Genomic DNA, 25,931 nt, shown 5'->3' with positions numbered 1-25,931 from the left:
ACTGGAGTCTGAGGTGTACACAACATCCGGTGACGCCCAGGTGAATTGCCGGGGGTGATCACGCAGAGCTGCCTGAAGATCACGAAATGGCGGAACGTACGATCGAAAGCGTGACAATCGCCCAAGGTTCGAAGAACCCTTCCCGTCGCGGCGGCCGCTCCTCCACCATGGGCGGCATGCCCCTCAACGACATGCCGTGGTGGCGCTGGCGCAGCAACGTGCGCTCGGCGCTGCACATGCTTTCCGACCCGGAGTTCCAGGAGGACACCTGGCTGGCCGGCGCCGAGGGGTACGGGGATGTCACCGACGCCGTGTACCGGCTCGTCGAGGACACCTGGCTCGACAGCTGGTCCGCCGACAAGTACGTCGGGACGATCTTCCGGGACTCGCAGGAGGCGGCCCTCGTCGACCTGGCCGTCCTGCGCGTGCTGCGGATCCTGCACCAGATCGGTCCGGACGCGCCCGTCTCCAGCTACCTGGAGCACCACGCGTGGCCCGAGGCGGTGCGCGCGGCGCGCGAGGCGCACGTACGGCTGACGCTCGCGGACGGGGACGATCCGGACGTACGGCCGCGGTCGCTGGAAGTGCTGAGGATGCTCACCCGCGCGGTGTGAAAGGCTGTGGGGTCATGAGCGAAGACCCGCAGCCCCAGGCCCCCCAGCAGTACGTTCTCACCCTGTCCTGCCCCGACAAGCAGGGCATCGTGCATGCCGTGTCCAGTTACCTGTTCATGACCGGATGCAACATCGAGGACAGCCGCCAGTTCGGCGATCACGACACCGGCCTGTTCTTCATGCGGGTGCACTTCTCGGCGGACGCGCCCGTGACGCTGGACAAGCTGCGGGCCAGTTTCGCGGCGATCGGCGACTCCTTCCGGATGGACTGGGAGCTGCACCGCTCGGACGCGCGGATGCGGATCGTGCTGATGGTGTCGAAGTTCGGGCACTGCCTGAACGACCTGCTGTTCCGCGCGAGCATCGGGGCGCTGCCGGTGGAGATCGCGGCGGTCGTCTCCAACCACACGGACTTCGAGGAGCTCGTCGGCTCGTACGACATCCCCTTCGTCCACATCCCGGTGACGAAGGACACGAAGGCGGCGGCGGAGCAGCGGCTGCTGGAGCTGGTGCGGGAGCAGGACGTCGAGCTGGTGGTGCTCGCGCGGTACATGCAGGTGCTGTCGGACACCCTGTGCAAGGAGCTCAGCGGGCGGATCATCAACATCCACCACTCGTTCCTGCCGAGCTTCAAGGGCGCGAAGCCGTACCACCAGGCGCACGCGCGCGGTGTGAAGCTGATCGGCGCGACCGCGCACTACGTCACCGCCGACCTGGACGAGGGCCCGATCATCGAGCAGGAGGTCGAGCGCGTCGGCCACGAGGTCACCCCGGACCAGCTGGTCGCCGTCGGGCGCGACGTGGAGTGCCAGGCGCTGGCCCGCGCGGTGAAGTGGCACAGCGAACACCGCGTCCTCCTGAACGGCTCCCGCACGGTCGTCTTCGCCTAGCCCTGCGCCTTTAGCCTCGCCGGCGTTTGAGGCGCGGGTCCGGGCGGAGCCCGGTGCCCGGCGGAGCCGGGTTTCCCGGGGCTCCGCCCCAGACCCCGCGCCTCAAACGCCGGCGAGGCTGAAACGGCCCCCGCGGGGCTGGGTGGAGCCGACGGGGCTGAAACGGCTCCGCCGGGGCTGAAGCGGCCCCGGCCGGGCTTGAAACGGCTCCGGGGAACCGCCGGAGGCTACAGGCGGCTGAGGGAGGCGGCGGTGAACAGGACGTCGCGGATGGCTTCGCGGTCGCCCTGCTGGCCGATGGCCGCCTCCTCCGGGGAGATGTGGCCGGCGGCCAGCTGGCAGAACTCGCCGCCGTCCAGCGCGATGTGCGCCACCCGGTGTTCCGGCGACGGTTTCGCCGCCGGGGAGTCCAGGGCGATGTCCCAGCTCCCGCCGCCCGAGCCCTCGATCTCCAGGTGCAGGGTCCGCCCCGGCGCGCCCGCCGCGACCAGGCCGCGCGGCGGGGCGGCCAGCCCCGACCGGCGCCGGTGCGCGAGTGCCCCCGGCAGCAGCCGCGCCGCCAGGTCGATCATGCGGTGCATGTCCGGCCCCGACGGCGGGTCGTACGGGTAGTCCACCGCCTCCGCGATGTCCCACGCGTGGACCCAGCACTCGAAGGCCCGCTCCAGGAACGCGTCCCCGAGCGGCAGCGCGAACGGCCCGTAGTCGACGGACAGTTCCGCGACCCCGCGCCCCGCGAAGGACACCGTACGGACCAGGGTGTGGCCCTGCTCCCGCCACGGCTCGCGGACCTGCCGCGTCACCGGCCGGTCCGAGCCGCCCCAGAAGAGCTCCGTACGCTTCGACGGATTGCCCTGCGGCGCGTCCGGGCCCAGCGGGTCGTCCAGCCCCAGCGCCGTCGCGACCATGCCGTCGACCGTCAGCAGGTGCCCGATCACCCCGGCGACCGTCGTGCGGCGCGACTGGCCCCGCTCGCCCTCGAACCACTTCAGCCGGACCGGCGTGTGCCACTCCGCGTCGCCGAAGTCCTGGAGCAGCGCGTCCAGCCGCGCCGTCTCCGTGTCGTACGGGGTCGCCCACGCCGGCACCGGGATCCGCGCCGGCCGCCTCCCGAGGCAGTCCTCCAGCACCCGCGACCGCAGCAGCGGCTTCAGGTCCAGGCTGTCCGCCGGGTGCAGCAGCCCCACCGCGTCGCGCAGTCGCAGCGCCTCCTCCGCGCAGGGCGCGCACTCCGTCAGGTGGTCCTCCACGGCCTGCGTCTCCTCCGCGGAACACGCGGCCAGCGCCCACGCCCCGAGGAGGGACTTCAGCACGCTGTGCGTCGGCGGCGCGGCGACGGGCGGCGGGTCGGGCGCGTACCGCGGGTCGAGGTCGTCGGCGGCCCCGCGCGGGCCCGGTATCCGGCTCCCGCCGCCGGGGAGTTCGTACCCGTCGCCGGGCCCGTCGTCGTACCCGTCGCCGGGCGCGCCGGAGGGACCGGTCATCGGGAGCCTCCGTAACCGGGCGGGGCGATGTCCTCCCGGGGGAGGGTGTTGGCGGTCGACAGCAGTTGCAGCCCCAGGCGCAGCCGGCGCCGCGCCTCGTCCTCGCTGATCTTCAGGTCGGCGGCGGCCTGCCGGTAGTCACGCCGCTTGAAGTAGGCGAGTTCCAGCGCGGCGCGCAGCGGCGCGGGCATGGAGGTGACGATGAAGTCCGCGCGGGCGGCCGCGTTGGCGCCGGCCACCTTGCGTTCCAGGTCCTCGCGGGAACCGCGCCCCAACTCGGCCTGGCGCAGCCGGGCCACGGCCTGGCCCTGGGTGACGCGGGCGACCCAGGACCGCATGGAGCCCTGCTTGGGGTCGTAGGCGTCCGGGTTCTCCCAGATGTAGCCGAAGACCTCACGGGTGATCCGGTCCGCGGCGCTCTCGTCGCCGAGCACCCGGTGCGCCAGGCTGTGCACGAGCGAGGCGAACCGGTCGTACAGCTCCCCGAGCGCGGCGGCCTCGCCGCGGGCGAGGCGCTGCTGCATGCGGCGGTCCCAGCGCGGTGGTACGTCCTTCGGCATCGTGCCCCCAGCGGTGTGTCGACACTACGAATGTAATGGCCACGGGGTGGATCCCGCCCGTTTTGAGGGAATCCCGTCTCCGGCTCCGATCTCCGTGCTAGGGACGACACATGGGCACACCCGTGCGCGCCGTGGCGCGCTTCCCGTGCGCGGGTTCGATGCGGCCGCCTGCTTGTCCGCTTCGCTTAACGCGCAGGCCACTGAGGGCTTACGCTCCTGCCTTGACTTGAAGCCTCGTCTTGAACAGGGCACCCACCGCATAGGTAAGGCGGAACACGAATATGGACAGCGCAGAGTACGAGCGCAAGATCGCCTCCCGATTCGCCACCTTCGACCAGGACGGGAGCGGCTCGATCGACCGGGAGGACTTCAGCGCGGCGGCGCGCGCCGTGCTGGCCGAGTTCGGGGTCACGGCGCGGTCCGACAAGGGCCAGGCCGTCTTCGCGGGCGCCGAGGCGTTCTGGCAGGGCATGGCCGGGATCGCGGACGTGGACGGTGACCAGCGGGTGTCCCGCGAGGAGTTCATCACCGGCGCGGCGAAGCGGCTGCGGGACAGCCCGGACCGGTTCGCGGAGATCGCGCGCCCGTTCCTGCGGGCCGTCATCGCGGTGACCGCGCCGGACGCGGCCCGTACGGGCGCGACCCCGGAGGCCGTCGCCCGCGTCCTCGGTGTCCTCGGGACCCCGGCCGAGCTGTCCGCCCAGGTGGCGGCGGCCCTGGACGGGGACGGCGACGGCCACGTCTCGGAGGGCGAGATCCTGGCGGCCTTCTCGGGCTACTGCGGCGTCGAGGCCCCGGACGCGTAGCCGCCGCGGCCGCTGCCCCGGCTGACGCGTCGGCCTCATCGGCCCCGTCCGCCCCGGCGGTTATGCGAAGCGCTCGCGGAGCTTGTACTTGAGCACCTTGCGCAGGGCGTCGTTGCGGGGCAGGGCGTCCACCAGCTCCAGCTGTTCGGGGAGTTTGTGGGGGGACAGCCCCTGGGCCCGCAGGTGCGCCGTCAGCCGCTCCAGCGTCAGGGGATCGGCGTCCGCCGGCTGTTCGACCACCGCGCAGACGCGTTCGCCGCGGGCGGGGTCGGGGAGGCCGATGACGGCCACGTCGGTGATGCCCGGGAGCTGGTGGAGGAGGTCCTCGATCTCCTTCGCGGAGATGTTCTCGCCCTTGCGGATGATGACGTCCTTGCTGCGGCCGGTGAGGACGAGGTGGCCGGTCCCGGTGAGGTGCCCGAGGTCGCCGGTGATCAGGTAGCCGTCGGGGTCGAAGGCGCCGGTGTTCTGGCCGGGGTCGAGGTAGCCCCGGCACACCGCCTCGCCGCGCAGCCGGACCTCGCCGTCCGTGCCGGCGGGCAGCGGGGTGCCGTCGGGCGCGGTGACGCGGATCGACATGCCGGCGGGGGGCCGGCCCTCGGTGGTGGCCAGGTTCTCGGGCGTGTCCCGGGGGTCCCCCATGGTGATCATCGGGACCTCGGTCATGCCGTAGCCGTGGGTGAGCTGGCAGCCCAGCTCCCGCACCACCGCGTGGTAGATCTCCGGGGGTTTGGGGGCGCCGCCGCCCGCCAGGAGGCGCAGGGTGGGGATGAGCGGGGTTTCCGGGGCCTTGCGCTGCTCGGCCAGGAACATGGAGTAGAAGGCAGTGGAGCCGCCGGCGACCGTGACGCCGTGGCGGCGGTACCCGTCGAGGGCGTTCGGCATGGCGAACTTCTCGAACAGCACCGCCGGGAACCCGTAGAGCAGCAGCATCACGGTGTAGTCCGGGCCGGCGATGTGCGCGAAGGGGAACGCCATCGAGCCCACGTCGGCCGGGCCGAGGCGCAGGGCGTGGGCCAGGCAGGAGCCGCCGGCGATCAGGGAGCGGTCGGTGTGCAGGACGCCCTTGGGGTCGGAGGTGGTGCCGGAGGTCCAGTAGATCCAGCGCACGGAGGTCCCGTCGGGCGGCGGCGGGGGCAGGGTGGCGGGGTCGCCGGCCGGGAGGGAGTCGTAGGCCTCGAAGACGCCCCGGGCGCCGAGCCTCCGGGCCATGGCGGTGTGGTCGAAGCCGCGCCAGACGCCGGGGACGGCGAAGAACTCGGCCTTCGACTCGCGCAGCGCGAAGCCGACCTCCCGGTCCCGGTAGAAGGGGATCACCGGGGACTGGACGGCCCCGATCCGGGCGAGGGCGAGGGAGAGCAGCACCGTCTCGACGCGGGTCGGGAGCTGCCAGGCGACGACGGTGCCGGGGCGGACGCCCATGCGGTACAGGCCCGCGGCGACGCGTTCGCAGCGGCCCTGGAGCTCGCCGAAGGTGAGGGTGCGGTCCCGCGCGGGGTCGTCGGCGGCCTCGATGAGGACGGGGGCGTCGGGCGTCAGCGCGGCGCGCCGGGCGACGAGCGCCCACAGGGTCCCGGACCCGCTCAGATCCCGCGCGGTGTCGGCCGTACCGGTGGTGTCCGACATCCCAACCTCCCCATAGCTGACGGACAGTCAGGTCAACCGCAGAGCGTAGGGCGCGGGCGCTTGTCGGTCCAGGGGTCGCGGAGCTAGCTTGTTTCTGACGGTTCATCAGATATGGCATCGGGTACGGCCATCCGCTTGCGGCGAGGGGACACCATGGAACTGCCTCGGATCATCAGCGTGGACGACCACGTGATCGAGCCCGCGCACCTCTTCGACGTGTGGCTGCCCGCCAGGTACCGCGACCGCGGGCCGAGGCCGCTGACCGCCGGCATCGGCGAGCTCGCCTACACCGGCGGCAAGTACGTGATCACCATGGACCCGGACGGCCCGCCGACCGACTGGTGGATCTACGAGGACCTGAAGTTCCCGTACAAGCGCAACATCGCCGCCGTCGGCTTCGACCGCGACGAGATGACCCTGGAGGGCATCACCCGCGAGGAGATGCGGCGCGGCTGCTGGGACCCGAAGGCCCGCCTCGCCGACATGGACCTCAACCACGTCGAGGCGTCCCTCTGCTTCCCGACCTTCCCGCGCTTTTGCGGCCAGACCTTCGCCGAGGCGCACGACAAGGAGGTCGCCCTCGCCTGCGTGCGCGCCTACAACGACTGGATGGTCGAGGAGTGGTGCGGCGACAGCGGCGGCCGGCTCATCCCGCTGTGCATCATCCCGCTCTGGGACATCGACCTCGCCGTCGCCGAGATCCGGCGCAACGCCGCCCGCGGGGTGAGGGCGGTGACCTTCTCCGAGATCCCCACCTACCTCGGGCTCCCCTCCATCCACTCCGGCTACTGGGACCCCTTCTTCGCCGTCTGCCAGGAGACCGGCACCGTCGTCAACATGCACATCGGGTCCTCCTCGCAGATGCCCGCCGCCTCCCCCGACGCCCCGCCCGCCGTCCAGGCCTCGCTCAGCTTCAACAACGCGATGGCCTCGATGATGGACTTCCTCTTCAGCGGGGTGCTGGTGAAGTTCCCGACCCTGAAGCTCGCGTACAGCGAGGGCCAGATGGGCTGGATCCCGTACGCCCTGGAGCGCGCCGACGACGTGTGGCAGGAGCACCGCGCCTGGGGCGGGGTCCGCGACCTGATCCCCGAGCCGCCGTCCACGTACTACTACCGGCAGATGTTCTGCTGCTTCTTCCGCGACAAGCACGGCATCGCCTCGCTCGACGTCGTCGGCCGCGACAACGCCACCTTCGAGACCGACTACCCGCACGTCGACTCGACCTTCCCGCACACCAAGGAGGTCGCCCTCGACCACGTCAAGGGCCTCGACGACGAGACGGTCTACAAGCTGATGCGCGGCAACGCCATCCGGATGCTCGGCCTCTCCCTCGACCAGGACCGCGGGATCCGCTGATGGACCTCACCTACACCGAGGAGGAGCGGGAGTTCCGCGCCCGGCTGCGCGCCTGGCTCGCCAAGGTGCTGCCCGAGCTGGCCGCCCGGCCGTCCCCCGACGACTGGCCCGGCCGCCGCGCCTACGACACCGGCTGGCAGCGCCGGCTGTACGACGCCGGGTACGCCGGACTGCACTGGCCCCTCGACGCGGGCGGCCGCGGGGCCACCCCGACCCAGCACCTGATCTTCCTGGAGGAGACCGAACGGGCCGGCGCCCCCTACGTCGGCGCGAACTTCGTCGGGCTGCTGCACGCCGGCCCGACCATCGCCGCCGAGGGCACCGCCGCCCAGCGGGCGCGCTGGCTGCCGCCCGTCCTGCGCGGCGACGAGGTGTGGTGCCAGGGGTTCAGCGAGCCGGACGCCGGCTCCGACCTGGCCGCGCTGCGCACCCGCGCGGTCCGCGACGGCGACGACTACGTGGTCACCGGGTCGAAGATCTGGACCTCGCACGCGGAGGTGGCCGACTGGTGCGAGCTGCTCGTGCGCACCGGCCCGGCGGCCCCGAAACACCGCGGGATCACCTGGCTGGCCATGCCGATGGACGCGCCCGGCATCACCGTCCGGCCCCTGCGCACCCTCGCGGGATCGGCCGAGTTCGCGGAGGTGTTCCTCGACGAGGTCCGGGTGCCCGTCGCGAACCGGGTCGGGGACGAGAACGACGGCTGGCGCGTCACCATGGTCACCCTGTCCTTCGAGCGGGGCACCGCCTTCGTCGGCGAGGTCGTCGCCTGCCGGCGGACCCTCGCACGGCTGGCGCGCGCCGCTCGCGCGGGCGGCCGCTGGGACGATCCCGTCCTGCGCAGGAAACTGGGGCGCCTGTACGGGGAGTTCGGCGCCCTGTGGAGGCTGACGCAGTGGAACGTCAGCGAGTCGCAGAGGTCCGGCGGGGTCCCGGGCACGGGCGGCAGCGTCTTCAAGCTGGCGTACTCGCACGCGCGGCAGGAGCTCTACGACACCGCCGCCGAGGTGCTCGGCGCGGACTCGCTCTCGCTGGAGGAGGAGTGGACGGCGGACCGGCTGTCCTCCCTCTCGTACACGATCGCGGCGGGCACCTCGCAGATCCAGCGCAACATCGTCGCCGAGCGCATCCTCGGCCTCCCGAAGGGGCGGTGAGCGGCCGTGGACTTCCAGCCGACGCGGGACCAGCGGGACCTGCGCGCGGGCGTGCGCGAGCTCCTCGCCGGGCGGTACGGGCGCGACGCGCTGCGGGCCGCCGTCGACGGCGGGAGCGCCGTCGACCGGGAGCTGTGGCGGGAGCTCGGCGCGGCCGGGTTCTTCGCGCTGCGGCTCCCGGAGGCCGAGGGCGGGGTCGGGCTCGGCCTCCCGGAGGCGGTGCTCGTCTTCGAGGAGGCCGGGCGGGCGCTGCTGCCGGGGCCGCTGGTGGCCACGCACCTGGCCGCCGGGGCGGTCCCGGGGGCGGCGGCCGGGACGGCCGTGGTGACGGCGTTCGACCTCGGGGAGCGGGGCGGCCCACTGGTGTCGTACCTCGCGGAGGCGGACGCGGTGCTGGGCGCGGCGCGCCTCCCCCCGGGTGAGCCGGTGCGCTCGGCGGACCCGCTGACCCCGCTCCACAGGGTGACGGGGGGCGGGCCCGCGGACGTCTCGGCGTACCGGGACACGGGCGCGCTGCTGACGGCGGCGCTCCAGGTGGGCAGCGCGCTGCGGACGCTGGAGCTGGCGGTGCGGTACGCGGGGGAGCGCGAGCAGTTCGGGCAGCCGATCGGGGCGTTCCAGGCGGTCAAGCACCTGTGCGCGGGGATGCTGGTGCGGGCCGAGCTGGCCCGTACGGCCGTGTATGCGGCGGCGGTCACGGCGGAGGCGGCGGACGGGGCCGACGGGGCCGACGCGGCGGACGGGGAGGCCGCGGAGGTGGCCGGGGAGATCGCGGCGGCCAAGCTGCTGGCGGACGAGGCGGCCGTACGAAACGCCCGGGACTGCCTCCAGGTCCACGGCGGGATGGGGTTCACCTGGGAGGCGGACGTGCACCTGCACCTGAAGCGGGCGTGGGTGCGGGCCGAGCAGTGGGTCACCGCCGCGGAGGCGGAGGAAGCGCTGGCGGCGGAACTGTCGCGCACTGCGACGGGTGGAGAGGCCCGGTAGCGGGAACGATCACGTGCGGGGCCGGTAGGCGGTCGCCCAGTGTTACGGGAAGGACGGTGCGGGACGCATGTCTGATTACAGAGAGTTGATATCGGTTTGTGTCCTTCGCCCGACTCATTGCGGCCGGGAGTCGGGGGCCTGCTCCGGTACGCTCCCGGGAATGCGAGCGGTTGAGCGGCGTGAGCGTCGCACAGTATGCACCACGCCTACTCCTTCGCGCTGGAATATGCCCGAAGCGCTTGTTGTGGTGACTGTATGTCAACCATGCTGCTCCGCAAGGGGGTCACGGATCGTGATCCCGTTCCGTCGTGAGGCGAAGTGTCCGCCGGTTCGGATGGTGTGAGCGGTGCAGGTGCTTCAGGTTCAGCTGGAGGTAGGACCGGACCCCGCGGAGGTCGGCCGGGCCCGCCGATGGGCGCGCTCCCGGCTGGCGGGCTGCGGCATAGGGGAGGACGAGCCGCTCGCCGAGACACTGATCCTGCTGATCTCCGAGCTGGTCACGAACGCGGTCGTGCACACGGGCTGTCCGGCCGTGCTGCGCATGCTGTTCGGGGGCCCGGGGGTGCGGGTCGAGGTCGCCGACGCGAGCGCCCGGGGACCGGCCCGGCGGCAGGCCGCCGGGGACGATACGGGCGGGCGCGGGCTGGAGCTGGTGGACGGCCTGGCCGATCGCTGGGGCTGGCAGCGCGAGGGCGCCGGCAAGCGGATCTGGTGCGAGATCGACCGCGCGGAGAAGGACGGGAAACGCGCGGCCGGCCGCCCGGACGCCTGCTCCGAGGAGCCGCCGGAAACGCGTGGCCAGATCCGGGAACCGCGCGTGTACCTCTAACGAGGTGTTGACGGACCGTCATGTGTTGATCACCCTGGTGGTGAACGATTCGTCGCGAGGGGACGCCAAGGGTCCTTGCCTTGACGAGTGCGGGTCGTGGGGTGGCGGCTGCCGTGCCGCGCTCGGGGCGTGCATGGACGCACGCCGCCACCCGCAGGTCTGCCCGCCCGCGCCTATTCGGCGCGCCGGTCGTGCGGGACGTACACGGTCAGTGTCATCTCGGCGGCCTCGGCGTGGTCGTTGCGGTACCCGTGCGGAACGTCGGCCGCGAGCGCGGCCGAGTAGCCGGCCGGCAGCGTATGGGTCTCCCCGTCCACGATCAGCGTGAGCTCACCCGCGGTGACGTGCAGGAGTTCGGTCGTGCCCGGCGGGTGCGGGGAGGACTCCGACATCTCGCCGGGTTCGAGCCGCCAGAGCCACAGCTCGATGGCCCCCTGGTTGCAGCGCCCGGTCAGGAGCGTGCTGAAACTCCCCGAGTCGGTGGACCAGACGCGGACGGCCCGGCCCGGGGGCGTGATGCGGACGTGGGGTTCCTGGTTGAGGTCGAGCAGGGCCGTCATGTCGACGCCGAGGGCGTCGGCGAGCTTGACCATGGTCTCCAGGCTGGGGTTGGTGCGGGCCTGTTCGACCTGTATGACCATGCCGCGACTGAGCCCGGCCCGGGCGGCCAGGCCGTCCAGAGTGAGCCCCCGACGGGTCCGCCAGTGCTTGAGGTTCCGGGCGAGTGACTGTGAGAGCTGGTCCATGTCCAACGCGTCTCGTCCAATACATTAGACGGTGCGGTTCATTTGAGTACCCTATGATGTGTAGCACTGGAACGTTCAACTCGGGTTACTTCAGGGCTAGTTGGCCGTGATGGGGAGTGTCGGTGGCAATCCAGCAGCGTGCGGCGAGAACCAAGCAGATCATCTTATGGGCGGCAGCCAGTGAGTTCGATGAGGGCGGATACGAGCGTACGTCGCTGAGTCGCATCGGGGCCCGGGCGAAGGTGACCACGGGGGCCGTGGTCTTCCACTTCGCCACCAAGGCCGAACTGGCCGAGGCGGTCAGGCAGCGATCCCGGACGGTGACCCGAGAGGCCGTCCAGTGGGCGGCGTACGAGGTGTCGGGGGCGGTGCGCAAGCTGATGGCCGTCACCCGCACGCTCATCGCGCTGTTCGAGACCGACGAGGTGGTGCGGGCCGGTGAGCGGCTGGCCCGGGAGCTGAAGCCGCAGGCGGATCCGGGCGAGGAGTGCCCGTGGCGCCGCGAAGTGGCGCGGCTGTCCCGGGCGGTGGAGGCCGAAGGTCTGCTGAGCCCGGGAGCGGACGCCGCGACGCTGGCGGCGCTGGTCAGTTATGTGGTCAGCGGCGTGGAACTCGCGATGCGGCGCACGCCCCCGCCCGCCGACGAGCCCTGGCTCGGTGAGGCCGGGTCGCTGTGCGGGGCGGCGCAGGTGCAGCTGGAGCGGATCTGGACGCTGCTGCTGCCCGTCCTCGGCGGGCCGGTGCCCGCCGCGGCGCGCTAGAGCGCGGGGCCCGCCGGGCCCGCTGCCCGCCGGGCCTCCCGGGCGTCCGGTGGCCGTACGGCGGTCAGGGCGGGGTGGGGCTCAGGAGTCGGCGCGCGGACAGGACGAGGGCCTGGGCGATGCGCTCGTGGGGGATGCCCAGGGTCTTGAGCTGGTGGTGGTAGAGCTCGGGGGCGAGCGGCCCGAGGGCGATGTCGGCGAGGGCGTCCGGATCCTGGACGCCGCCGGCGGTGAGCAGCGTACGCACGTGCAGGCGCCAGAACGAGTAGGCGCCGGTCTCGTAGCGGGCGGGGCCGGTCTCCGCGCCCAGCGCGAGGGGCAGGTGCCGCCGCAGCAGGTCCAGGTACGCCATGTAGAAGGCGGCCAGCCGTTCGCCGGCCGGCGCGCCGGGGCCCAGCGGCGGGGGGCCGTAGATCATCTGGCCCTGGAGCCGCTTCTCGTGTTCGTCCAGGAGGGCCATGGCGACGGCGGACGGGTCGGGGAACGAGCGGTAGAGGGTCGCCCGCCCGACGCCCGCGGCCTTGGCGATCTGCTCCATGGTCACGCCGCGCGGATGGGGCGTGGCGGTGAAGAGCGCTTCGGCGGCGGACAGGATCTGCGCGCGGTTGCGCAGCGCGTCGGCCCGCTGCCGGGGCGCGGCCACGGGCCCGGTCGGGGCCTGGAGATCGCCGCGCAGGACTACGGGCGGGGCGGGGTTCTCGGCGCCGTTGCTCATGCGGATCACCTTACTTCCCGAAAGATTAAGTGGACGCCTTGTCCGTTTGGGCTGAACACCTCTATCTTAAGTGGGACGACCGTCCGTTTGATGTGTGGGAGTAGAAGATGAACGCTGCGCTGCTCGCGGCAGCCCTCCTGGTCGGGTGCCTCCTGGCCGTACAAGCGTCGGTGAACCTGCAACTGAACAAGGCCGTGGGGACGCCGTACGGTGCCTCCACCGTGCAACTGAGCGTGGCCACCGGACTCCTGCTCGTCATCGCGGCGGTCACGGGCTCGCTCGGCGCGCTCGGAAAGCTCCCCGACGTCGAGTGGTGGCACTTACTGGGCGGCCTGGCCAGCCCCCTCTACATCACCAGCGGCATCCTGCTCTTCCCCCGCCTCGGGGCCCTGGCCTCCGTCGGGCTGTTCGTCACGGGGCAGATGTTCTCCTCCCTGGTCCTGGACCTGGGCGGCTTCTTCGGCCTGGAGAAGAAGGGCCTGAGCCCCGGCATCGCGTTCGGCGCCCTCGCCGTGCTCCTCGGCATCGTCGTGATCATCAGGGGCCAGAAGGCCACCGCCCCGCCCGGGGCCCCGGTGATGTCCGGCCCCGGCCGCGCCGGATGGATCGCGCTCGGCATCATCGCCGGCGGGGTCCTGCCGGTCCAGGGCGCGGTCAACGCCAAGCTCCGGCACGGCCTGGGCGCCCCGATCACCGTCGCGGCCTTCAGCTTCACGGTGGCGACCCTCACGATCGCCGTCGTCCTGCTGGTCCTGCGCCTCACGGGCAAGACCCCCAAGCCGCAGCTGGCACCGCTCAAGCAGATGCCCTGGTGGGGCTGGCTCGGTGGAGCCTGCGCCGCCGGCTACGTCACCGGCACCTTCCTGCTGATCCCCGAGATCGGCGCCGCGGTGACCGTCGGGCTGACCGTCACCGGCCAGCAGCTGACCTCCGCCCTGATCGACCACCGGGGCATGTTCCGGCTGCCGACCCGGGTGCTGACCGCCCCCCGCCTGACCGGGCTGGGCCTGCTCCTCGCCGGTTCGCTCGCCATCCAACTCGTCTGACGCCGGGAGAGGACTGTCCACGGTGCTGAAAACCCATTCCGCGGGACCTGAACTCAGCGTCCTTACCTCCGAGTTGCCGATACCCGACCTCGGCCTACAGCCGGTCAACGCCTTCCTGCTGCGCGGTGAGCAGCCGATGCTGGTGGACACCGGCATGCCCGTCGACCGCGAGGCGTTCGAGGAGGCCCTGTGGTCCCTGGTGGACCCCGGCGACCTGCGCTGGATCGCCGTCACCCACGACGACCGCGACCACACCGGAAGTCTGGTCAGCCTCCTGCGCCGCGCCCCCGGGGCCAAGCTCGTCACCAACGGGATATCCCTCACCCGACTGTCCGAGGAATTCGAAATTCCGAGTGAACGGGTGGTGACGGTGAACCCGGGAAGCCGAATCCGGATCGGCGACCGGGTGCTCAGCTTCCACCGGCCGCCGACATTCGATTCCCCCGGTACGCTCGCGCTGTTCGACCACGGCGCCGGGACGCTTTTCAGTTCCGACAGTTTCGGGACGGTCCTTCCGGAGAACGTGCCGCACTTCGACGACGCCGACGCGAAGGAATTCTTCGAGGGTTTCGACGTCCTGAACCGGGCGATCGCCCCGTGGACGGCCCTGGTGGACGCCGAGAAGTTCCACCGCTCCGTCCAGGCGCTGGCCTCGCTCGCCCCCGCCCGGCTGCTGTCCGCCCACGGGCCGACGGTGGCGGGCCCGGCGGTCGAGTCCCTGATGGACGCCATGGCCCGCATCCCGTTCCTGCCCGCCTGGCTGCCCGGCGCCGACGTCGACCTGGAAGCCGCGCTGGACGCGCTCGACGCGCAGGGCGCGCAGGGCGTCCCCGCCGCGGGCGCCGCGTGACCCACCCGCCCCTGACCCCGCCCCTCCCTCCCCGTATGAATCGGAGCCACCGTTGACCAACGCATCCCTGACCCCGCCGCCGGGCGTGGTCACCGTCTTCGCCGACATCTGGTGTTCCTTCGCGCACATCGCCGTCCACCGCCTCCACGCCACCCGCAAGCGGCTGGGCCTGGAGGACCAGGTCGCCTTCGACCTGCGCTCCTTCCCGCTGGAACTGCTCAACGACGCGCCGAGCCCCCGTCCCGGAACCGACAGCGAGGTGGGCCGGATGGCCAGCCTGGAGCCGGCGGCCGGCTGGCAGCTCTGGCAGGCCAAGGACTGGCTCTACCCGTCCACGATGCTGCCCGCGCTGGAGGCGGTCCAGGCCGTCAAGGCGCAGTCCCTGGCCGCTTCCGAGCAGCTCGACCTGGGCCTGCGCAAGGCCTTCTGGGCAGAGTCGAGGTCGGTCAGCCACCGCAAGGTCATCCTGGACGTCGCGGCGGAGACCGGAGCCGTCGACGTCGCGGCGCTGGCGGAGGCCCTGGACGACGGCCGGGCGCGCGCCACCCTGTCGGCGCAGGCGGCCGTGGCCCGTACCGACGCCGTCAGCTGCAGCCCGCACCTGTTCCTGCCCGACGGCAGCGACGTGGCCAACCCCGGGATCGAGGTCCGCTGGGAAGGCGCGTACGGCATCGGGTTCCCGGTGATCGAATCCGACGACCCGAAGATCTACGAGGAACTCCTTTTGAACGCGGCCACCGGGTAGCCGCAGCTCTTTGGATGAAACACCGAGACGGCCGAGAATTCCAGCACCTGGAGTTCTCGGCCGTTTTTGTTTTCGCGTAAAGCATCACGGTGATTATGAATTTCGTAACTCTGGCGTGATTCACCCGTTCGAGTGATCTCTGTAGCGTTTCCTGCGTGTTGCGGAGGGCGGCTGTTTTCGGCCGTCTGAGCCCGGACTTTCCATTGGGAACTAGCAGGGAGAATTCTCATGAAGGCAGATGTCAGTACCTTCGTCGACCTCACCCAGCACGAGATCGAAGCGCTCAAGACCCGGTACAACCTCGCTGACGCGCACACCCATCAGCGGCAGTCCCCCAGCCAGGACGCGATCGTCGCCCGCCTCCCCGAGCTGTGGTACGAGTCGGAGTCCAAGCAGCAGGCCCACTTCGAGGCGAAGTTCCTCGACGCCTTCTTCCGCCTGCACCGCCAGCCCACCGCCCGCGCCATGGGCCGCACCCTGCTCTCGTACTCCGCCAGCGTCTCCACCATGGTCGCCGGCATGTACCTCAAGAAGCGCGAGATGTCGGTGGCGCTCGTCGAGCCCTGCTTCGACAACCTCGTCGACCTCCTGCGCAACATGCAGGTGCCGATCTCCGCGCTCCCCGAGCAGGCGCTGCACCAGACCGAGCAGATCTACGACCGGCTCGTCGAGAACGTCACGGCCGACGCGATCTACCTCGTGGACCCCAACAACCCCACCGGGTTCACGCTGCTGGCGCAGGAGCTCGACGGCTTCCGCGAGGTCGTGCGCTACTGCGTCGACCACGGGAAGATCCTGGTGATGGACTTCTGCTTCGCCTCGTTCGCGCTGTGCGACGACACGATCGGCCGCGTGGACATCTACAAGCTGCTGGAGGAGTCCGGGGTCACCTACATGGTGATGGAGGACACCGGCAAGACCTGGCCGATCCAGGACGCCAAGTGCGCCATGATCACGGCCAGCCGGGACATCCAGGAGGAGGTCTACAACCTCCACACCAGCGTCCTGCTGAACGTCTCGCCCTTCGTCCTGAACATGGTCACCGAGTACGTCGAGGACTCCATCGCCGACGGCTTCGCCTCGGTGCGGGAGATCATCACCACCAACGGCACGGCGGCCCGAGAGGCCATGGACGGCACCGTCCTGGAGTTCCAGGAGCCGGTCGTCGGCACCTCCGTCGCCTGGTTCAAGATCCTGGCCGAGGACCTCACCGCCACCGAACTCCAGGCGGTCCTCTTCGACGAGGAGGTCTACGTCCTGCCCGGCACCTTCTTCTACTGGGACACCCCGGCGCGCGGCGAGCGCTACGTGCGCCTGGCGCTGGCCCGCAACCCCGAGGTGTTCGCCGGCGCGATGGACCGCATGAAGAAGGTGCTTGAGCGCTATGCCCGCTGACCCGTCCGACGTCTTCATCGACGCCACCGTCTTCATGGGCATGCACAGCGGCGACCAGGCCGTCCGCAGGGCGTGCAAGCGGTTCTTCATCGAGCGGCTCGCCGGCGGCGTCACGATGAGCTGGGAGCAGGTCGGCCGCTGCGACGACCTCGTGTGGGGCTACGCCCGGGACGTCCAGGACGCGTACTACCCGTTCATGGACGTCCTGCACACGGAGATGGCGATCGCCCGCGTCGGCTACGGCGAGGAGGACACCCGCCTGGCCTTCACGACGACGGCCCTGGAAGGCCTTCCCAGCCACGAACGGCTGCTGCTCGGCCAGGTCCTCTCGCGCTCCGGACTGCTGTACACCGCGAGCCCCCGCCTGACCGGCCGCTCCGGACTCCCCGTCGCCGCCGTCCCGGCGGCGCCGGGCGAGGGCGCCGAGGACGTTTTCCCCGGCCACCTCGAAAAGCTCTACCAGGACTCCCTCGTCCTGACCGTCGATTCGCACACGCTGTGAGGAGCCCGGCCATGTACTCCGGCACGATCGTTCCCCTGATGACGCCGCTGAACGAAGACGAGACCGTCGACGAGCGGAGCACGGCCCGCCTCATCGACCACGTCCGCTCCGAGGTCTCGGGCCTGATGCCGGCCCTCACCTCCGGAGAGGGCTGGAAGCTGGACGAGAGACAGTGGACGGACATCGTCACCTACACCGTCCGCCACTCCGGCGACCTTCCGGTGCTCGCCGGGATCCAGCTGCCCGAGACCGCGCAGATCATCGAGCGGGCCCGCCGCGCGATGGACATCGGAGTGGACGCGGTGGTCGTCACCACCCCGTTCGGCGCCGGCGTCACCCAGGACGACATCGTCGAGTACTACCGGGCCATCCGGGCCGCCACCGGCGCTCCGATCTTCCTCTACAACGAGGAGGCCCTGTCGGGCAACAAGATCGAGTACGACACCCTGCTCACCCTGTGCGAGATACCGGGGATCGTCGGCATCAAGGAGTCCAGCGGCGACGCGGCCTTCACCCGCAAGATGGCCGAGGCCGCCACCGGCATCCCCGTCTTCGAGGGCTGGGAGAACCTGATCTCCGCCGCCAGCGGGATCAACGGGTTCATCGGCCCGCTGGCCAACCTCGAACCGGGCCTGTGCAACGCGATCCTGGTCGACCCCACCCCCGAGCGTCAGGCCGAGGTCGACGCCGTCTGCGAGAAGTACGGCGTGTTCAAGGACGACTGGTACCGGTGGGTCAAGAAGGAGCTCCACACCCGGGGCATCATCTCCTCGCCCGCGGTCCACAAGGACCTGCGATGAACCCGGCCACCGTCGCCGCGCGGCTCCAGCGGGACCGGACGCAGCGCGAGCTGCACGGGCTCTACGGGCGGGTCCCCGACCTCGACGGCTACGCGGCCATGCTCGCCATCGAGGAGCAGTGGATCCTGCCGGCCGCCCGCGCCTACGAGGCGGACGCGCCGGACTTCGCCTCCGCCGGCGAGCTGCTGGCCGGGCTGAAGGACTTCCTCGCCGCCGAGGAGGCCGACATCTCCGACAACCAGCGGTTCCTGGCGAACGAGGCCACCCTCGGTCAGTTCAAGGTGGTGGTGGGCGAGTTCGCGCTCGACGGGCTCACCGAGTCGGAGTCGCTGCTGCCGGTCGTGCCCCGGCTGCCCTACCGGTCCGGGATGGCCGTCTTCCGGGTCCTGATCGACGAGCTGGGCTGCGGCAACGACGACAAGTCGCACTCCCAGCTCTACCGCGACCTGCTGCTCGAACTGGGCATGAGCACCGACCCGGACAGCTACCTCGACTCCACGGGCCCGGAGTGCTACGCCTACGTCAACATGTTCCACTGGCTGGCCAGCCGCGCTCCCTCCCCGCAGTACTTCCTGGGCGCGTACGGGTACTTCGAGTCCAGCGTGCTGTACGGGTTCCAGAGCTTCGCCCGGGCCGCCAAGCGTCTCGGGATCCAGCAGGACGCGTACTACACCGAGCACCTGTACATCGACTCGTACCACAGCAATCACATGCGTACCGCGATCCGGGCGCTGGAGGAACCGGACCTGGCGAAGATCTGGGCCGGTGTACGGCTGGCCAGCGACATCGTCGGGACCGCCACCGAGGCGGCGATCACCCGCGCGCGCAAGGCCTCCCTCTGATGGCCACCGAGGGCACGATCAGGGAGGTCGGCGAGGACCTGGTGCTCGTCGAGCTGGCGGGCCGCAAGGTCCTGGTGTCGGCCCGCTGCCCGCACCGGCAGGGCAAGCTGAAGTTCGCCCACCTCGACGGGGGCCGGATGAGGATCACCTGCCCCCTGCACTACTCGACCTTCGACCTGGGCACCGGGGAGCGTACGGCGGGGCCGGCCTGCGACCCGCTGCGGATCGTGGACACGCTGCCCGCCCAGGACGCGGCGGAGACGGGACGGACCGGCGCATGAGCACGCTCCACGAGGGGGTGGCGCCGGCCACGGCGCCGCCCCGCCCGCCGCGGCCCGAGGTGGACGGCATCGAGCCGATCCCCGAGGCCGAGCGGACCTCCCGGCCGTCCGAGTTCTGGTGGATCTGGCCGTCGGCGCAGTTCTCGTTCGGCACCGTGGTGCTGGGCGCCCTGCCCGTCGTCTTCGGTCTCGGCTGGTGGGGCGCCATCAGCGCCATCGTGGCCGGGGTCGCGGTCGGCACCGCCCTGCTCGCGCCGCTGGCCCGCCTCGGGGTCCGGACGGGGACCAACGACCCGATCGCGTCCGGGGCGCACTTCGGGGTGCGCGGCCGTGTCATCGGCAACGTCCTCACGATCGTCACCGCGCTCGGGTTCTTCGCGATCGCGGTGTGGACCGGCGGCACGGCCGTGATGGTCGCGGGCAACCGGCTGGCCTCCACGCCGACGGGGCCCGGCGCCCTGACCGCGGCCATGGCGGCCACCGCGCTGGTGGTGACGTTCGTCGCCGTGCGCGGGCACGCCCTCATGGTCCGTACGTACCGGATCACGGCGGTGATCGGCGGGATCGTGCTCGTCGGCACGGTCCTGGTGCTCTCGCCGCGGTTCAGCGCCGGATACGCGGGCGGGGACTACGTACTGTCCGGCCCGCTCCACACGTGGCTGCTGGCGGCGACCGCTTCGGCGACCGTTCCCCTCTCGTACGCCACGTTCCAGGGGGACTACACCCGTTACATGCCCTCCGGCACCCCGCCGGGGAAGCTGGTGCGGCACTCGGGCGCGGCCATGGCCGCCAGCAGTGTCGTCGCGCTGGGCACGGGCGCCTACGTGAGCACCCTGCTCGCCGGCCCCGACGTCCCCTGGCTGCAAGGGCTCACCGACGCGGTCCCGGGCTGGTTCGCGGTCATCGTGGTGGTCTTCGGCTTCGCCGGGACGATCCCGCAGGGAGCCCTGTGCCTCTACGCGGCCGGCCTGTCCGCCAACTCGGTGTTCTGGCGCGCCTCGCGCTCCGTGGTCACGGCGGCGGTCGCGGCGCTGGCACTGGTCGTGCTGTACCTGGGCGCGGTCGTCTACGACGCCATGGAGTCCATGGGCGCGTTCGTGACGCTGCTGCTGACCGTGATCGCTCCGTGGGCTGCCGTGCTCATGGCCGGCTACCGCCTGCACCGGGGCAGCTACCGGCCCCTGGACCTGGGGACCTTCACCACCGGTGGCGGCGGGCTCTACTGGTACGGGAACGGGGTCAACCTCCGGGCGCTGGCCGGGTTCGCGACCGGCTCCCTCGTGGGTGTCCTGTGGGTCAACAACCCTTTGTACGTCGGCCCGTTGGCCGAGCTGACCAGCGGGGTCGACCTCAGTCTGCCCGTCTCCTTCGCGGTGGCGGCCGCCGTGTACACGGCGCTGTGCCGGCGGTGGCCGGAGCCCGCCACCTGCGTGGAGCCGGGCTGAGCCGGACCGCACCCGACCGGACCCGGTGCGAACCGGACCCGGTGCGAACCGGACCCGCATCGAACCGGACCCGCATCGAACCGGACCCGCATCGAACCGGACCCGCACCGAACCGGACCCGCATCGAACCGAATCCAACGAGCCGCGCCGACAGGAAGGTTTCCGATGGCCGACGTCCTTTCCCCGCCTCCCGCGCTGCGGCTCCGGGTCCAGGACACCGTCCGCGAGGCGGACGGTGTCCTGGGGCTGCTCCTCACCGACCCCTGGGGGGCGCGGCTGCCCGCGTGGGAGCCCGGGGCCCACCTCGAAGTGCGCCTCCCCTCCGGCCGGATACGCCACTACTCCCTGTCCGGCGATCCGGGCGACCTGAGGACGTACCGGCTGGGCGTCCTGCGCGATCCGGGCGGCAGGGGCGGATCGGAGGAGATCCACACGAGCGTCCTCGCCGGCTGCCTCCTGGAGGTGCGCGGCCCGGTCAACCGGTTCCCCCTGGTCCCGGCCGAGCGGTACGCCTTCATCGCGGGCGGCATCGGGATCACCCCGCTGCTGCCGATGGTCCGCGAGGCGGCGGCCGGCCGCTCCGCGTGGTCCCTGCTCTACGGCGGCAGGACGCTGACGTCCATGGCCTACCGGGACGAACTGGCCGCCCTCGGCGGCGGGAACCTCGTCCTCGCCCCCGAGGACACCCACGGCCGCCTGGACATCGACTCCGTGCTGCGCGGCCTGCCGGACACCGCGGCCGTCTACTGCTGCGGCCCGGCCGGGCTCATCGCGGCGGTCGAGAGCCGCTGCGCGGCCCTGTTCCCGGCGCGCGCCCCGCACGTGGAACGCTTCACGGCGGCCCCGGACGCCGCCCTCGGTTCCGCTTCCGGCCCGGACGAGGGCGGGTTCGAGGTGGAACTGCGCCGCAGCGGCGCGGTCCTGCACGTGCCGCCGGGGCGGACCCTGCTCGACGTCGTACGGGAAGCCGTGCCCTCCGTCCCCTCCTCCTGCGAGCAGGGCATCTGCGGCACCTGCGAGACGAAGGTCCTCGCCGGCGCGCCGGACCACCGGGACTCGGTCCTGTCCGAGGCGGAGAAGGCGGCCGGGAACACGATGATGATCTGCGTCGGCCGCTCACGAGGCGGCCGCCTGGTCCTCGACCTCTAGGTCCGGCCCGTCGGCGCCCTCACAGGACGGCGACCGGCGAGACCGGAGTGCCGACGGCGCCGACGAAGGGTTCCGGCATCGCGGACAGCAGGAACGCGTAGCGGCCCGCTTCCGCACAGGCTGTGGACAACTTTTCGAGATTCCAGTTCTGGCCCTGGTGCATGCCCATCTCGACCAGGTCGAGCGCGTGCACCGGCAGCCACAGGTTCTCGATCTCCGGCGGGAAGATCTCGAAGGTCAGCGTGTCGTTGGCGACGGCCGCCACGTCCCGCGCGTGGAACCACTGCGGCGTACGGACCGACAGCCCGGGTGAGGGGAACCCGTAGCCGTGCTTGTCGCCCGCCAGGTAGAGCTGGATCTGGCCGGTGCGGACGAGCACGATGTCCCCGGCGCGGACCGTGACCCCGCCGAACTCCTCCGCCTCCGCCAGGTCCCCCGGGGTCACCGCGTGGCCCCCGGGCAGCCGGTCCAGGCCCTTCGAGCGGGCCACGTCGAGCAGGACCCCGCGCGAGACGATCGGGCCGGCCTTCTCGATGCCGCTGAACTCGGCCCGCGCGTGCGCCGTGATCGTCCCGGCCGGGCGGCCGTTGTAGATCTTCCCCGAGTGCGAGACGTGGGTCAGGGCGTCCCAGTGGGTCGCGCACTGGAGGCCCATCGTCACGGCGTCGTCGCTGCACGCCACCGTGCCCGGGCCGAAGAGCTCCTGGTTGATCTGCACCATCGTGTGCAGCGGGTTGACCCGGCCGGGGATCATGCCCACCTGGACGCCGTCCTCCTTGAGCGGGAGCGCGAGCGGGATCCGGCGGCCGGTGCGGATCTCGGCGGCGGCCGCGCGGACGACCTCGTCGGTGATCAGGTTCAGGGTGCCCATCTCGTCGGCGGCGCCCCAGCGGCCCCAGTTGTTGACGCGCTTGGCGATGTCGTGGAATTCGGCGGGCATGCCCATCTGGATCACCAGCTCCTTGCCGTTCGACACACGAAGCCCAACGAGGGCTTGTGCAGCGGTATCTGACTGCCCATAGAATCTAACGGTCCGTCAGAAAACGTGGGAAGGGGCCGTACGTGGGCAACGTGGGGAACTTCTTGGCCGGCAAGGTCGTCGCGGTCACCGGGGCGGGCCGGGGCATCGGCCGGGCCGTGGCGCTCGCCGCCGCCGCGCAGGGCGCCAGGGTCGTCGTCAACGACTACGGCGTCGGCATCGAGGGCGGCGAACCCACCAGCGAGGTCGCCGAGGCCGTGGTGAAGGAGATCGTCGCGGCCGGCGGCGAGGCCGTCGCCGTCGCCGACGACATCTCCACCATGGAGGGCGGGCAGCGCATCGTCGACACCGCCCTCGCCCGGTACGGCCGCATCGACGGCGTCGTCTGCGTCGCCGGCATCCTGCGCGAACGGATGCTGTTCAACATGTCCGAGGAGGAGTGGGACCCCGTGGTCGCCACCCACCTCAAGGGCACCTTCACCGTCTTCCGCGCCGCCTCCGCCGTCATGCGCCGCCAGGGCTCGGGCACCCTCATCGGCTTCACCAGCGGCAACCACCAGGGCTCGGTGGCCCAGGCCAACTACAGCGCCGCCAAGGGCGGGATCATCTCCCTCGTCCGCTCCGCCGCCCTCGGCATGCACAAGTACGGGGTCACCGCCAACGCCGTCGCGCCCGTCGCCCGCACCCGGATGTCGGCCAACGTGCCCATGGAGCTCAAGGAGATCGGCGAACCCGAGGACGTCGCCGCGCTGGTCACCTACCTGCTCAGCGACAAGGCCGTCGCCGTCGGCGGCGAGCGGATCACCGGGCAGGTCTACACGATCGCCGGCCCGAAGATCGCCGTCTGGGCGCAGCCGCGCGAACTGCGCGCCGGGTACGCGGAGGGCGCCTGGACCCCGGAGAAGATCGCCGACTTCCTGCCCGGGACGGTGGGCACCGACCCGATGCCGATGCTGGTCCAGCTGGAGGCCATGGCCAGGGCGGCGGCCGCCAAGGACCGCCCCAACGCGTAAGAAGGGGATCCGGTGGACTTCAGCTTCGGGGCCGGGGACGAGGAGCTGCGCGGGCGCGCCCGCGCGTGGCTGACGGAGCACCTCGTCGGCCCGTACGCGCGGGCGGCCGGCCTCGGCGGGCCGGGCAGCGAGCACGAGGGGGTCGACGAGCGGCGGGCCTGGGAGCGCGAGCTCGGCCGCGGCGGCTGGATCGGGCAGGGCTGGGAGGTCCCCGCCGGGGCGTACGGGCAGCAGCGGCTCTCCCTGACCGGGCAGGTGGTGTGGGCCGAGGAGTACGCTGCGCTGCGCGCCCCCGGCCGGGTCGGCCACATCGGCGAGAACCTCCTCGCGCCGACGCTGATCGCCCACGGGAGCCGGGAGCAGCGGGACCGCTACCTGCCCGGGATCGCGCGGGGCGAGGAGCTGTGGTGCCAGGGGTACTCCGAGCCCGGCGCCGGCTCCGACCTCGCGGGCATCCGTACGGCGGCGGTACGGGACACCGGCCCGGCCTCGGACGGGCGCTTCCGGGTCACCGGGCAGAAGATCTGGACCTCGCTCGCCCGGGAGGCGGACTGGTGCTTCGTCCTCGCGCGCACCCGGCCCGGCTCCCGGCGCCACCGCGGGCTGTCGTTCCTGCTGGTACGGATGGACCAGCCCGGCCGGGTCGAGGTCCGGCCGATCCGGCAGCTGTCGGGGACCGCGGAGTTCAACGAGGTCTTCTTCGACGGGGCGGTCGCGGCGGAGACCGTCGGCGGCGAGGGCAACGGCTGGGCGGTCGCCATGGGGCTGCTCGCCCTGGAGCGGGGCGTGTCCACGCTGGTCCAGCAGATCGGCTTCGCGGCGGAACTGGAACGGGTCCTCGCCGCGTACACGGCCTCGTGCGCGGCCTCGGGCGCGGCCTCGGCGGACCCCGTCCTGCGGGACCTCCTCGTACGGCAGTGGGCCGAGCTGCGCACGATGCGGTGGAACGCGCTGCGGACGCTGGGCGGCTCGGGGGATCCGGGCGCGCCGAGCGTGGCGAAGCTGCTGTGGGGCGGCTGGCACCGGCGGCTCGGCGAACTGGCGGTGGCGGTGCGCGGCGCGGCTGCCTCGGCCGGGGTGGCGAACTGGTCGCCGGAACTGCCCTACGAGCGCGGGCTCGACGCGGAGCAGCGGCTGTTCCTGTTCACCCGCGCCGACACGATCTACGGCGGCTCGGACGAGATCCAGCGGAACATCATCGCCGAGCGCGTGCTCGGCCTGCCTAAGGAGTCCAGGTGAGAGGCGTCGTGTTCGACGGCAAGCAGGCCCGGGTGGTCGACGATCTGGAGGTCCGCGATCCGGGGCCGGGGGAGGTGCTCGTCGCGATCGCGGCGGCCGGGCTGTGCCACAGCGACCTGTCGGTGATCGACGGGACGATCCCGTTCCCGCCGCCGGTGGTGCTGGGGCACGAGGGCGCGGGGGTGGTGGAGGCGGTCGGATCCGGGGTGACGCACGTGGCGGCGGGGGACCACGTGTCCCTGTCCACCCTCGCCAACTGCGGGGCGTGCGCGGACTGCGACCGGGGCCGTCCGACGATGTGCCGCAAGGCGATCGGGATGCCGGGCCGGCCGTTCTCGCGGGGCGGCGCGGCGCTGTTCCAGTTCGCCTCCAACTCGGCGTTCGCGGAGCGGACGATCGTCAAGGCCGTGCAGGCGGTGAAGATCCCGGCGGACATCCCGCTGACGTCGGCGGCGCTGATCGGGTGCGGGGTCCTGACGGGGGTCGGCGCCGTACTGAACCGGGCGAAGGTCGATCATGGGGACTCGGTGGTCGTCATCGGCACGGGCGGCATCGGGCTGAACGTCCTCCAGGGCGCCCGGATCGCGGGGGCGACGACGATCGTGGCGGTGGACGCGAACCCGGCGAAGGAGGCGGTGGCCCGGCAGTTCGGGGCGACGCACTTCATCGACGCGTCCGCGGTCGCCGACTCCTCGGCGGCGGTCCGCGAGATCCTCCCGACGGGCGCCGACCACGCCTTCGAGTGCGTGGGCAACGTGAAGCTGATCCGCCAGGCCGTCGACCTCCTGGACCGCGGCGGCCAGGCGATCCTGCTCGGGGTGCCCGGCTTCCGGGAGGAGGCCTCGTTCCTGGTCTCCTCCATGTACCTGGACAAGACCATCATGGGCTGCCGGTACGGCTCCTCCCGTCCGCAGCGCGACATCGCCCTGTACGCGGAGCTGTACCGGCAGGGCAAGCTGCTCCTGGACGAGCTGGTGACGGAGGTCTACCCGATCGAGGACTTCGCGAAGGCCGCCGCCGACGCCTCCCACGGCCGCGTGGCCCGCGCCGTCCTCACCTTCTGACCCCGGCCCCCTGTCCACCCCCCTTCCGGAGCCCGCCCGAACGGGGCGGC

General features: G+C 71.9%; 27 protein-coding genes. 21 read left to right on the top strand and 6 right to left on the bottom strand.

The genetic code is table 11. The features are described 5' to 3' along the window. The first annotated feature begins 86 nt into the window (after nucleotides 1-86). A complete protein-coding gene (locus EES41_RS16570; protein ID WP_123079207.1) occupies nucleotides 87-614 on the top strand; it encodes a hypothetical protein in 528 nt (175 codons plus the stop codon). A gap of 14 nt (nucleotides 615-628) precedes the next feature. After that, nucleotides 629-1,504: a formyltetrahydrofolate deformylase gene (gene purU, locus EES41_RS16565; protein WP_123079205.1), complete on the top strand. Its 876-nt coding sequence runs from the start codon at nucleotides 629-631 to the stop codon at nucleotides 1,502-1,504. Nucleotides 1,505-1,731: 227 nt separating this feature from the next. On the opposite strand, the gene EES41_RS16560 is transcribed toward purU, so the two are convergent. Both EES41_RS16560 and EES41_RS16555 read right to left on the bottom strand, forming a co-directional pair. Continuing rightward, entirely contained in the window at nucleotides 1,732-2,988 is a 1,257-nt protein-coding gene (locus EES41_RS16560; RefSeq protein WP_123079203.1) for a maleylpyruvate isomerase N-terminal domain-containing protein, read from the bottom strand. Then, entirely contained in the window at nucleotides 2,985-3,548 is a 564-nt protein-coding gene (locus EES41_RS16555; protein WP_123079201.1) for a sigma factor, read from the bottom strand. Before EES41_RS16555 ends, EES41_RS16560 begins: the two co-directional genes overlap by 4 nt. Nucleotides 3,549-3,829: 281 nt before the next feature. Between EES41_RS16555 and EES41_RS16550 the strand changes: the two genes are divergently transcribed. Continuing rightward, on the top strand, nucleotides 3,830-4,354 hold the full coding sequence (locus tag EES41_RS16550; RefSeq protein WP_123079199.1) for an EF-hand domain-containing protein: 525 nt from the start codon (nucleotides 3,830-3,832) through the stop codon (nucleotides 4,352-4,354). Nucleotides 4,355-4,414: 60 nt separating this feature from the next. On the opposite strand, the gene EES41_RS16545 is transcribed toward EES41_RS16550, so the two are convergent. Further along, nucleotides 4,415-5,980 carry an AMP-binding protein gene (locus tag EES41_RS16545; RefSeq protein ID WP_123079197.1) on the bottom strand — a complete coding sequence of 522 codons (1,566 nt, stop codon included), beginning with the start codon at nucleotides 5,978-5,980 and terminating at the stop codon, nucleotides 4,415-4,417. 153 nt (nucleotides 5,981-6,133) lie between these two features. Here EES41_RS16545 and EES41_RS16540 point away from each other — a divergent pair, with 153 nt between their 5' ends. The 4 genes from EES41_RS16540 to EES41_RS16525 all read left to right on the top strand — a co-directional run bounded on the left by EES41_RS16540 (nucleotide 6,134) and on the right by EES41_RS16525 (nucleotide 10,309). Beyond that, entirely contained in the window at nucleotides 6,134-7,339 is a 1,206-nt protein-coding gene (locus EES41_RS16540; RefSeq protein WP_123079195.1) for an amidohydrolase family protein, read from the top strand. Then, entirely contained in the window at nucleotides 7,339-8,493 is a 1,155-nt protein-coding gene (locus EES41_RS16535; RefSeq protein ID WP_123079193.1) for an acyl-CoA dehydrogenase family protein, read from the top strand. Before EES41_RS16540 ends, EES41_RS16535 begins: the two co-directional genes overlap by 1 nt. A gap of 6 nt (nucleotides 8,494-8,499) precedes the next feature. Then, entirely contained in the window at nucleotides 8,500-9,480 is a 981-nt protein-coding gene (locus EES41_RS16530) for an acyl-CoA dehydrogenase family protein (RefSeq protein WP_123079191.1), read from the top strand. Between the two features lie 346 nt (nucleotides 9,481-9,826). Beyond that, nucleotides 9,827-10,309 carry an ATP-binding protein gene (locus EES41_RS16525; RefSeq protein WP_073775025.1) on the top strand — a complete coding sequence of 161 codons (483 nt, stop codon included), beginning with the start codon at nucleotides 9,827-9,829 and terminating at the stop codon, nucleotides 10,307-10,309. A gap of 173 nt (nucleotides 10,310-10,482) precedes the next feature. On the opposite strand, the gene EES41_RS16520 is transcribed toward EES41_RS16525, so the two are convergent. Beyond that, nucleotides 10,483-11,055, bottom strand: a complete 573-nt coding sequence (locus EES41_RS16520) for a helix-turn-helix domain-containing protein (RefSeq protein WP_037794271.1) — start codon at nucleotides 11,053-11,055, stop codon at nucleotides 10,483-10,485. A 122-nt stretch (nucleotides 11,056-11,177) separates the two neighbouring features. On the opposite strand from EES41_RS16520, the gene EES41_RS16515 reads away from it, so the two are divergent. Continuing rightward, nucleotides 11,178-11,816 (top strand): TetR/AcrR family transcriptional regulator, encoded by a 639-nt coding sequence (locus tag EES41_RS16515; RefSeq protein WP_123079189.1) that lies wholly within the window; start codon nucleotides 11,178-11,180, stop codon nucleotides 11,814-11,816. 64 nt (nucleotides 11,817-11,880) lie between these two features. On the opposite strand, the gene EES41_RS16510 is transcribed toward EES41_RS16515, so the two are convergent. Beyond that, nucleotides 11,881-12,531 (bottom strand): TetR/AcrR family transcriptional regulator, encoded by a 651-nt coding sequence (locus EES41_RS16510; protein WP_123079187.1) that lies wholly within the window; start codon nucleotides 12,529-12,531, stop codon nucleotides 11,881-11,883. Nucleotides 12,532-12,638: 107 nt separating this feature from the next. On the opposite strand from EES41_RS16510, the gene EES41_RS16505 reads away from it, so the two are divergent. The 10 genes from EES41_RS16505 to EES41_RS16460 all read left to right on the top strand — a co-directional run bounded on the left by EES41_RS16505 (nucleotide 12,639) and on the right by EES41_RS16460 (nucleotide 21,586). Beyond that, a complete protein-coding gene (locus tag EES41_RS16505; protein ID WP_123079185.1) occupies nucleotides 12,639-13,577 on the top strand; it encodes a DMT family transporter in 939 nt (312 codons plus the stop codon). 73 nt (nucleotides 13,578-13,650) lie between these two features. Then, the gene (locus EES41_RS16500; protein WP_254211471.1) at nucleotides 13,651-14,427 is read left to right on the top strand and encodes an MBL fold metallo-hydrolase; all 777 of its coding nucleotides are present in this window, start codon (nucleotides 13,651-13,653) and stop codon (nucleotides 14,425-14,427) included. 52 nt (nucleotides 14,428-14,479) lie between these two features. Further along, nucleotides 14,480-15,172, top strand: a complete 693-nt coding sequence (locus EES41_RS16495) for a DsbA family protein (RefSeq protein WP_047960609.1) — start codon at nucleotides 14,480-14,482, stop codon at nucleotides 15,170-15,172. Between the two features lie 228 nt (nucleotides 15,173-15,400). Beyond that, nucleotides 15,401-16,567: an aminotransferase class I/II-fold pyridoxal phosphate-dependent enzyme gene (locus EES41_RS16490; RefSeq protein WP_123079183.1), complete on the top strand. Its 1,167-nt coding sequence runs from the start codon at nucleotides 15,401-15,403 to the stop codon at nucleotides 16,565-16,567. After that, on the top strand, nucleotides 16,557-17,069 hold the full coding sequence (locus tag EES41_RS16485) for a DUF6190 family protein (RefSeq protein WP_123079181.1): 513 nt from the start codon (nucleotides 16,557-16,559) through the stop codon (nucleotides 17,067-17,069). Before EES41_RS16490 ends, EES41_RS16485 begins: the two co-directional genes overlap by 11 nt. Before the next feature lie 11 nt (nucleotides 17,070-17,080). Continuing rightward, the gene (locus EES41_RS16480; protein WP_123079179.1) at nucleotides 17,081-17,869 is read left to right on the top strand and encodes a dihydrodipicolinate synthase family protein; all 789 of its coding nucleotides are present in this window, start codon (nucleotides 17,081-17,083) and stop codon (nucleotides 17,867-17,869) included. Next, nucleotides 17,866-18,711: an iron-containing redox enzyme family protein gene (locus tag EES41_RS16475; protein ID WP_123079177.1), complete on the top strand. Its 846-nt coding sequence runs from the start codon at nucleotides 17,866-17,868 to the stop codon at nucleotides 18,709-18,711. Before EES41_RS16480 ends, EES41_RS16475 begins: the two co-directional genes overlap by 4 nt. Next, a complete protein-coding gene (locus EES41_RS16470; protein WP_123079175.1) occupies nucleotides 18,711-18,992 on the top strand; it encodes a Rieske (2Fe-2S) protein in 282 nt (93 codons plus the stop codon). The genes EES41_RS16475 and EES41_RS16470 overlap by 1 nt, the downstream gene beginning before the upstream one ends. Continuing rightward, nucleotides 18,989-20,437 (top strand): cytosine permease, encoded by a 1,449-nt coding sequence (locus EES41_RS16465; RefSeq protein ID WP_123079173.1) that lies wholly within the window; start codon nucleotides 18,989-18,991, stop codon nucleotides 20,435-20,437. The genes EES41_RS16470 and EES41_RS16465 overlap by 4 nt, the downstream gene beginning before the upstream one ends. A 165-nt stretch (nucleotides 20,438-20,602) precedes the next feature. Next, nucleotides 20,603-21,586, top strand: coding sequence for a PDR/VanB family oxidoreductase (locus EES41_RS16460; RefSeq protein WP_123079171.1), 984 nt, complete (start codon nucleotides 20,603-20,605; stop codon nucleotides 21,584-21,586). A 19-nt stretch (nucleotides 21,587-21,605) separates the two neighbouring features. Here EES41_RS16460 and EES41_RS16455 read toward each other — a convergent pair whose 3' ends face one another. Next, a complete protein-coding gene (locus EES41_RS16455; protein WP_123082515.1) occupies nucleotides 21,606-22,532 on the bottom strand; it encodes a cyclase family protein in 927 nt (308 codons plus the stop codon). A gap of 125 nt (nucleotides 22,533-22,657) precedes the next feature. Between EES41_RS16455 and EES41_RS16450 the strand changes: the two genes are divergently transcribed. The 3 genes from EES41_RS16450 to EES41_RS16440 are packed head-to-tail and all read left to right on the top strand — an operon-like array spanning nucleotide 22,658 to nucleotide 25,881. Further along, nucleotides 22,658-23,578 carry an SDR family NAD(P)-dependent oxidoreductase gene (locus tag EES41_RS16450; RefSeq protein WP_123082514.1) on the top strand — a complete coding sequence of 307 codons (921 nt, stop codon included), beginning with the start codon at nucleotides 22,658-22,660 and terminating at the stop codon, nucleotides 23,576-23,578. Between the two features lie 12 nt (nucleotides 23,579-23,590). Continuing rightward, nucleotides 23,591-24,817 carry an acyl-CoA dehydrogenase family protein gene (locus EES41_RS16445; RefSeq protein WP_123079169.1) on the top strand — a complete coding sequence of 409 codons (1,227 nt, stop codon included), beginning with the start codon at nucleotides 23,591-23,593 and terminating at the stop codon, nucleotides 24,815-24,817. Next, nucleotides 24,814-25,881: a Zn-dependent alcohol dehydrogenase gene (locus EES41_RS16440; RefSeq protein WP_123079167.1), complete on the top strand. Its 1,068-nt coding sequence runs from the start codon at nucleotides 24,814-24,816 to the stop codon at nucleotides 25,879-25,881. The genes EES41_RS16445 and EES41_RS16440 overlap by 4 nt, the downstream gene beginning before the upstream one ends. Nucleotides 25,882-25,931 lie beyond the last annotated feature (50 nt).

The sequence above is a fragment of the Streptomyces sp. ADI95-16 genome, assembly GCF_003721495.1.
GTDB classification, from domain to species: Bacteria; Actinomycetota; Actinomycetes; order Streptomycetales; family Streptomycetaceae; genus Streptomyces; species Streptomyces goshikiensis.
The sequence above is the reverse complement of the archived record's forward strand: the minus strand, read 5'-3'. Positions and strand labels throughout refer to the sequence as shown.

Coding starts and splice junctions, on each gene's coding strand:
- EES41_RS16570 (WP_123079207.1), top strand. CDS start 87: ATGGCGGAACGTACGATCGAAAGCGTGACAATCGCCCAAGGTTCGAAG.
- purU (WP_123079205.1), top strand. CDS start 629: ATGAGCGAAGACCCGCAGCCCCAGGCCCCCCAGCAGTACGTTCTCACC.
- EES41_RS16560 (WP_123079203.1), bottom strand. CDS start 2,988: ATGACCGGTCCCTCCGGCGCGCCCGGCGACGGGTACGACGACGGGCCC.
- EES41_RS16555 (WP_123079201.1), bottom strand. CDS start 3,548: ATGCCGAAGGACGTACCACCGCGCTGGGACCGCCGCATGCAGCAGCGC.
- EES41_RS16550 (WP_123079199.1), top strand. CDS start 3,830: ATGGACAGCGCAGAGTACGAGCGCAAGATCGCCTCCCGATTCGCCACC.
- EES41_RS16545 (WP_123079197.1), bottom strand. CDS start 5,980: ATGTCGGACACCACCGGTACGGCCGACACCGCGCGGGATCTGAGCGGG.
- EES41_RS16540 (WP_123079195.1), top strand. CDS start 6,134: ATGGAACTGCCTCGGATCATCAGCGTGGACGACCACGTGATCGAGCCC.
- EES41_RS16535 (WP_123079193.1), top strand. CDS start 7,339: ATGGACCTCACCTACACCGAGGAGGAGCGGGAGTTCCGCGCCCGGCTG.
- EES41_RS16520 (WP_037794271.1), bottom strand. CDS start 11,055: ATGGACCAGCTCTCACAGTCACTCGCCCGGAACCTCAAGCACTGGCGG.
- EES41_RS16510 (WP_123079187.1), bottom strand. CDS start 12,531: ATGAGCAACGGCGCCGAGAACCCCGCCCCGCCCGTAGTCCTGCGCGGC.
- EES41_RS16505 (WP_123079185.1), top strand. CDS start 12,639: ATGAACGCTGCGCTGCTCGCGGCAGCCCTCCTGGTCGGGTGCCTCCTG.
- EES41_RS16490 (WP_123079183.1), top strand. CDS start 15,401: ATGAAGGCAGATGTCAGTACCTTCGTCGACCTCACCCAGCACGAGATC.
- EES41_RS16485 (WP_123079181.1), top strand. CDS start 16,557: ATGCCCGCTGACCCGTCCGACGTCTTCATCGACGCCACCGTCTTCATG.
- EES41_RS16480 (WP_123079179.1), top strand. CDS start 17,081: ATGTACTCCGGCACGATCGTTCCCCTGATGACGCCGCTGAACGAAGAC.
- EES41_RS16475 (WP_123079177.1), top strand. CDS start 17,866: ATGAACCCGGCCACCGTCGCCGCGCGGCTCCAGCGGGACCGGACGCAG.
- EES41_RS16470 (WP_123079175.1), top strand. CDS start 18,711: ATGGCCACCGAGGGCACGATCAGGGAGGTCGGCGAGGACCTGGTGCTC.
- EES41_RS16465 (WP_123079173.1), top strand. CDS start 18,989: ATGAGCACGCTCCACGAGGGGGTGGCGCCGGCCACGGCGCCGCCCCGC.
- EES41_RS16460 (WP_123079171.1), top strand. CDS start 20,603: ATGGCCGACGTCCTTTCCCCGCCTCCCGCGCTGCGGCTCCGGGTCCAG.
- EES41_RS16455 (WP_123082515.1), bottom strand. CDS start 22,532: ATGGGCATGCCCGCCGAATTCCACGACATCGCCAAGCGCGTCAACAAC.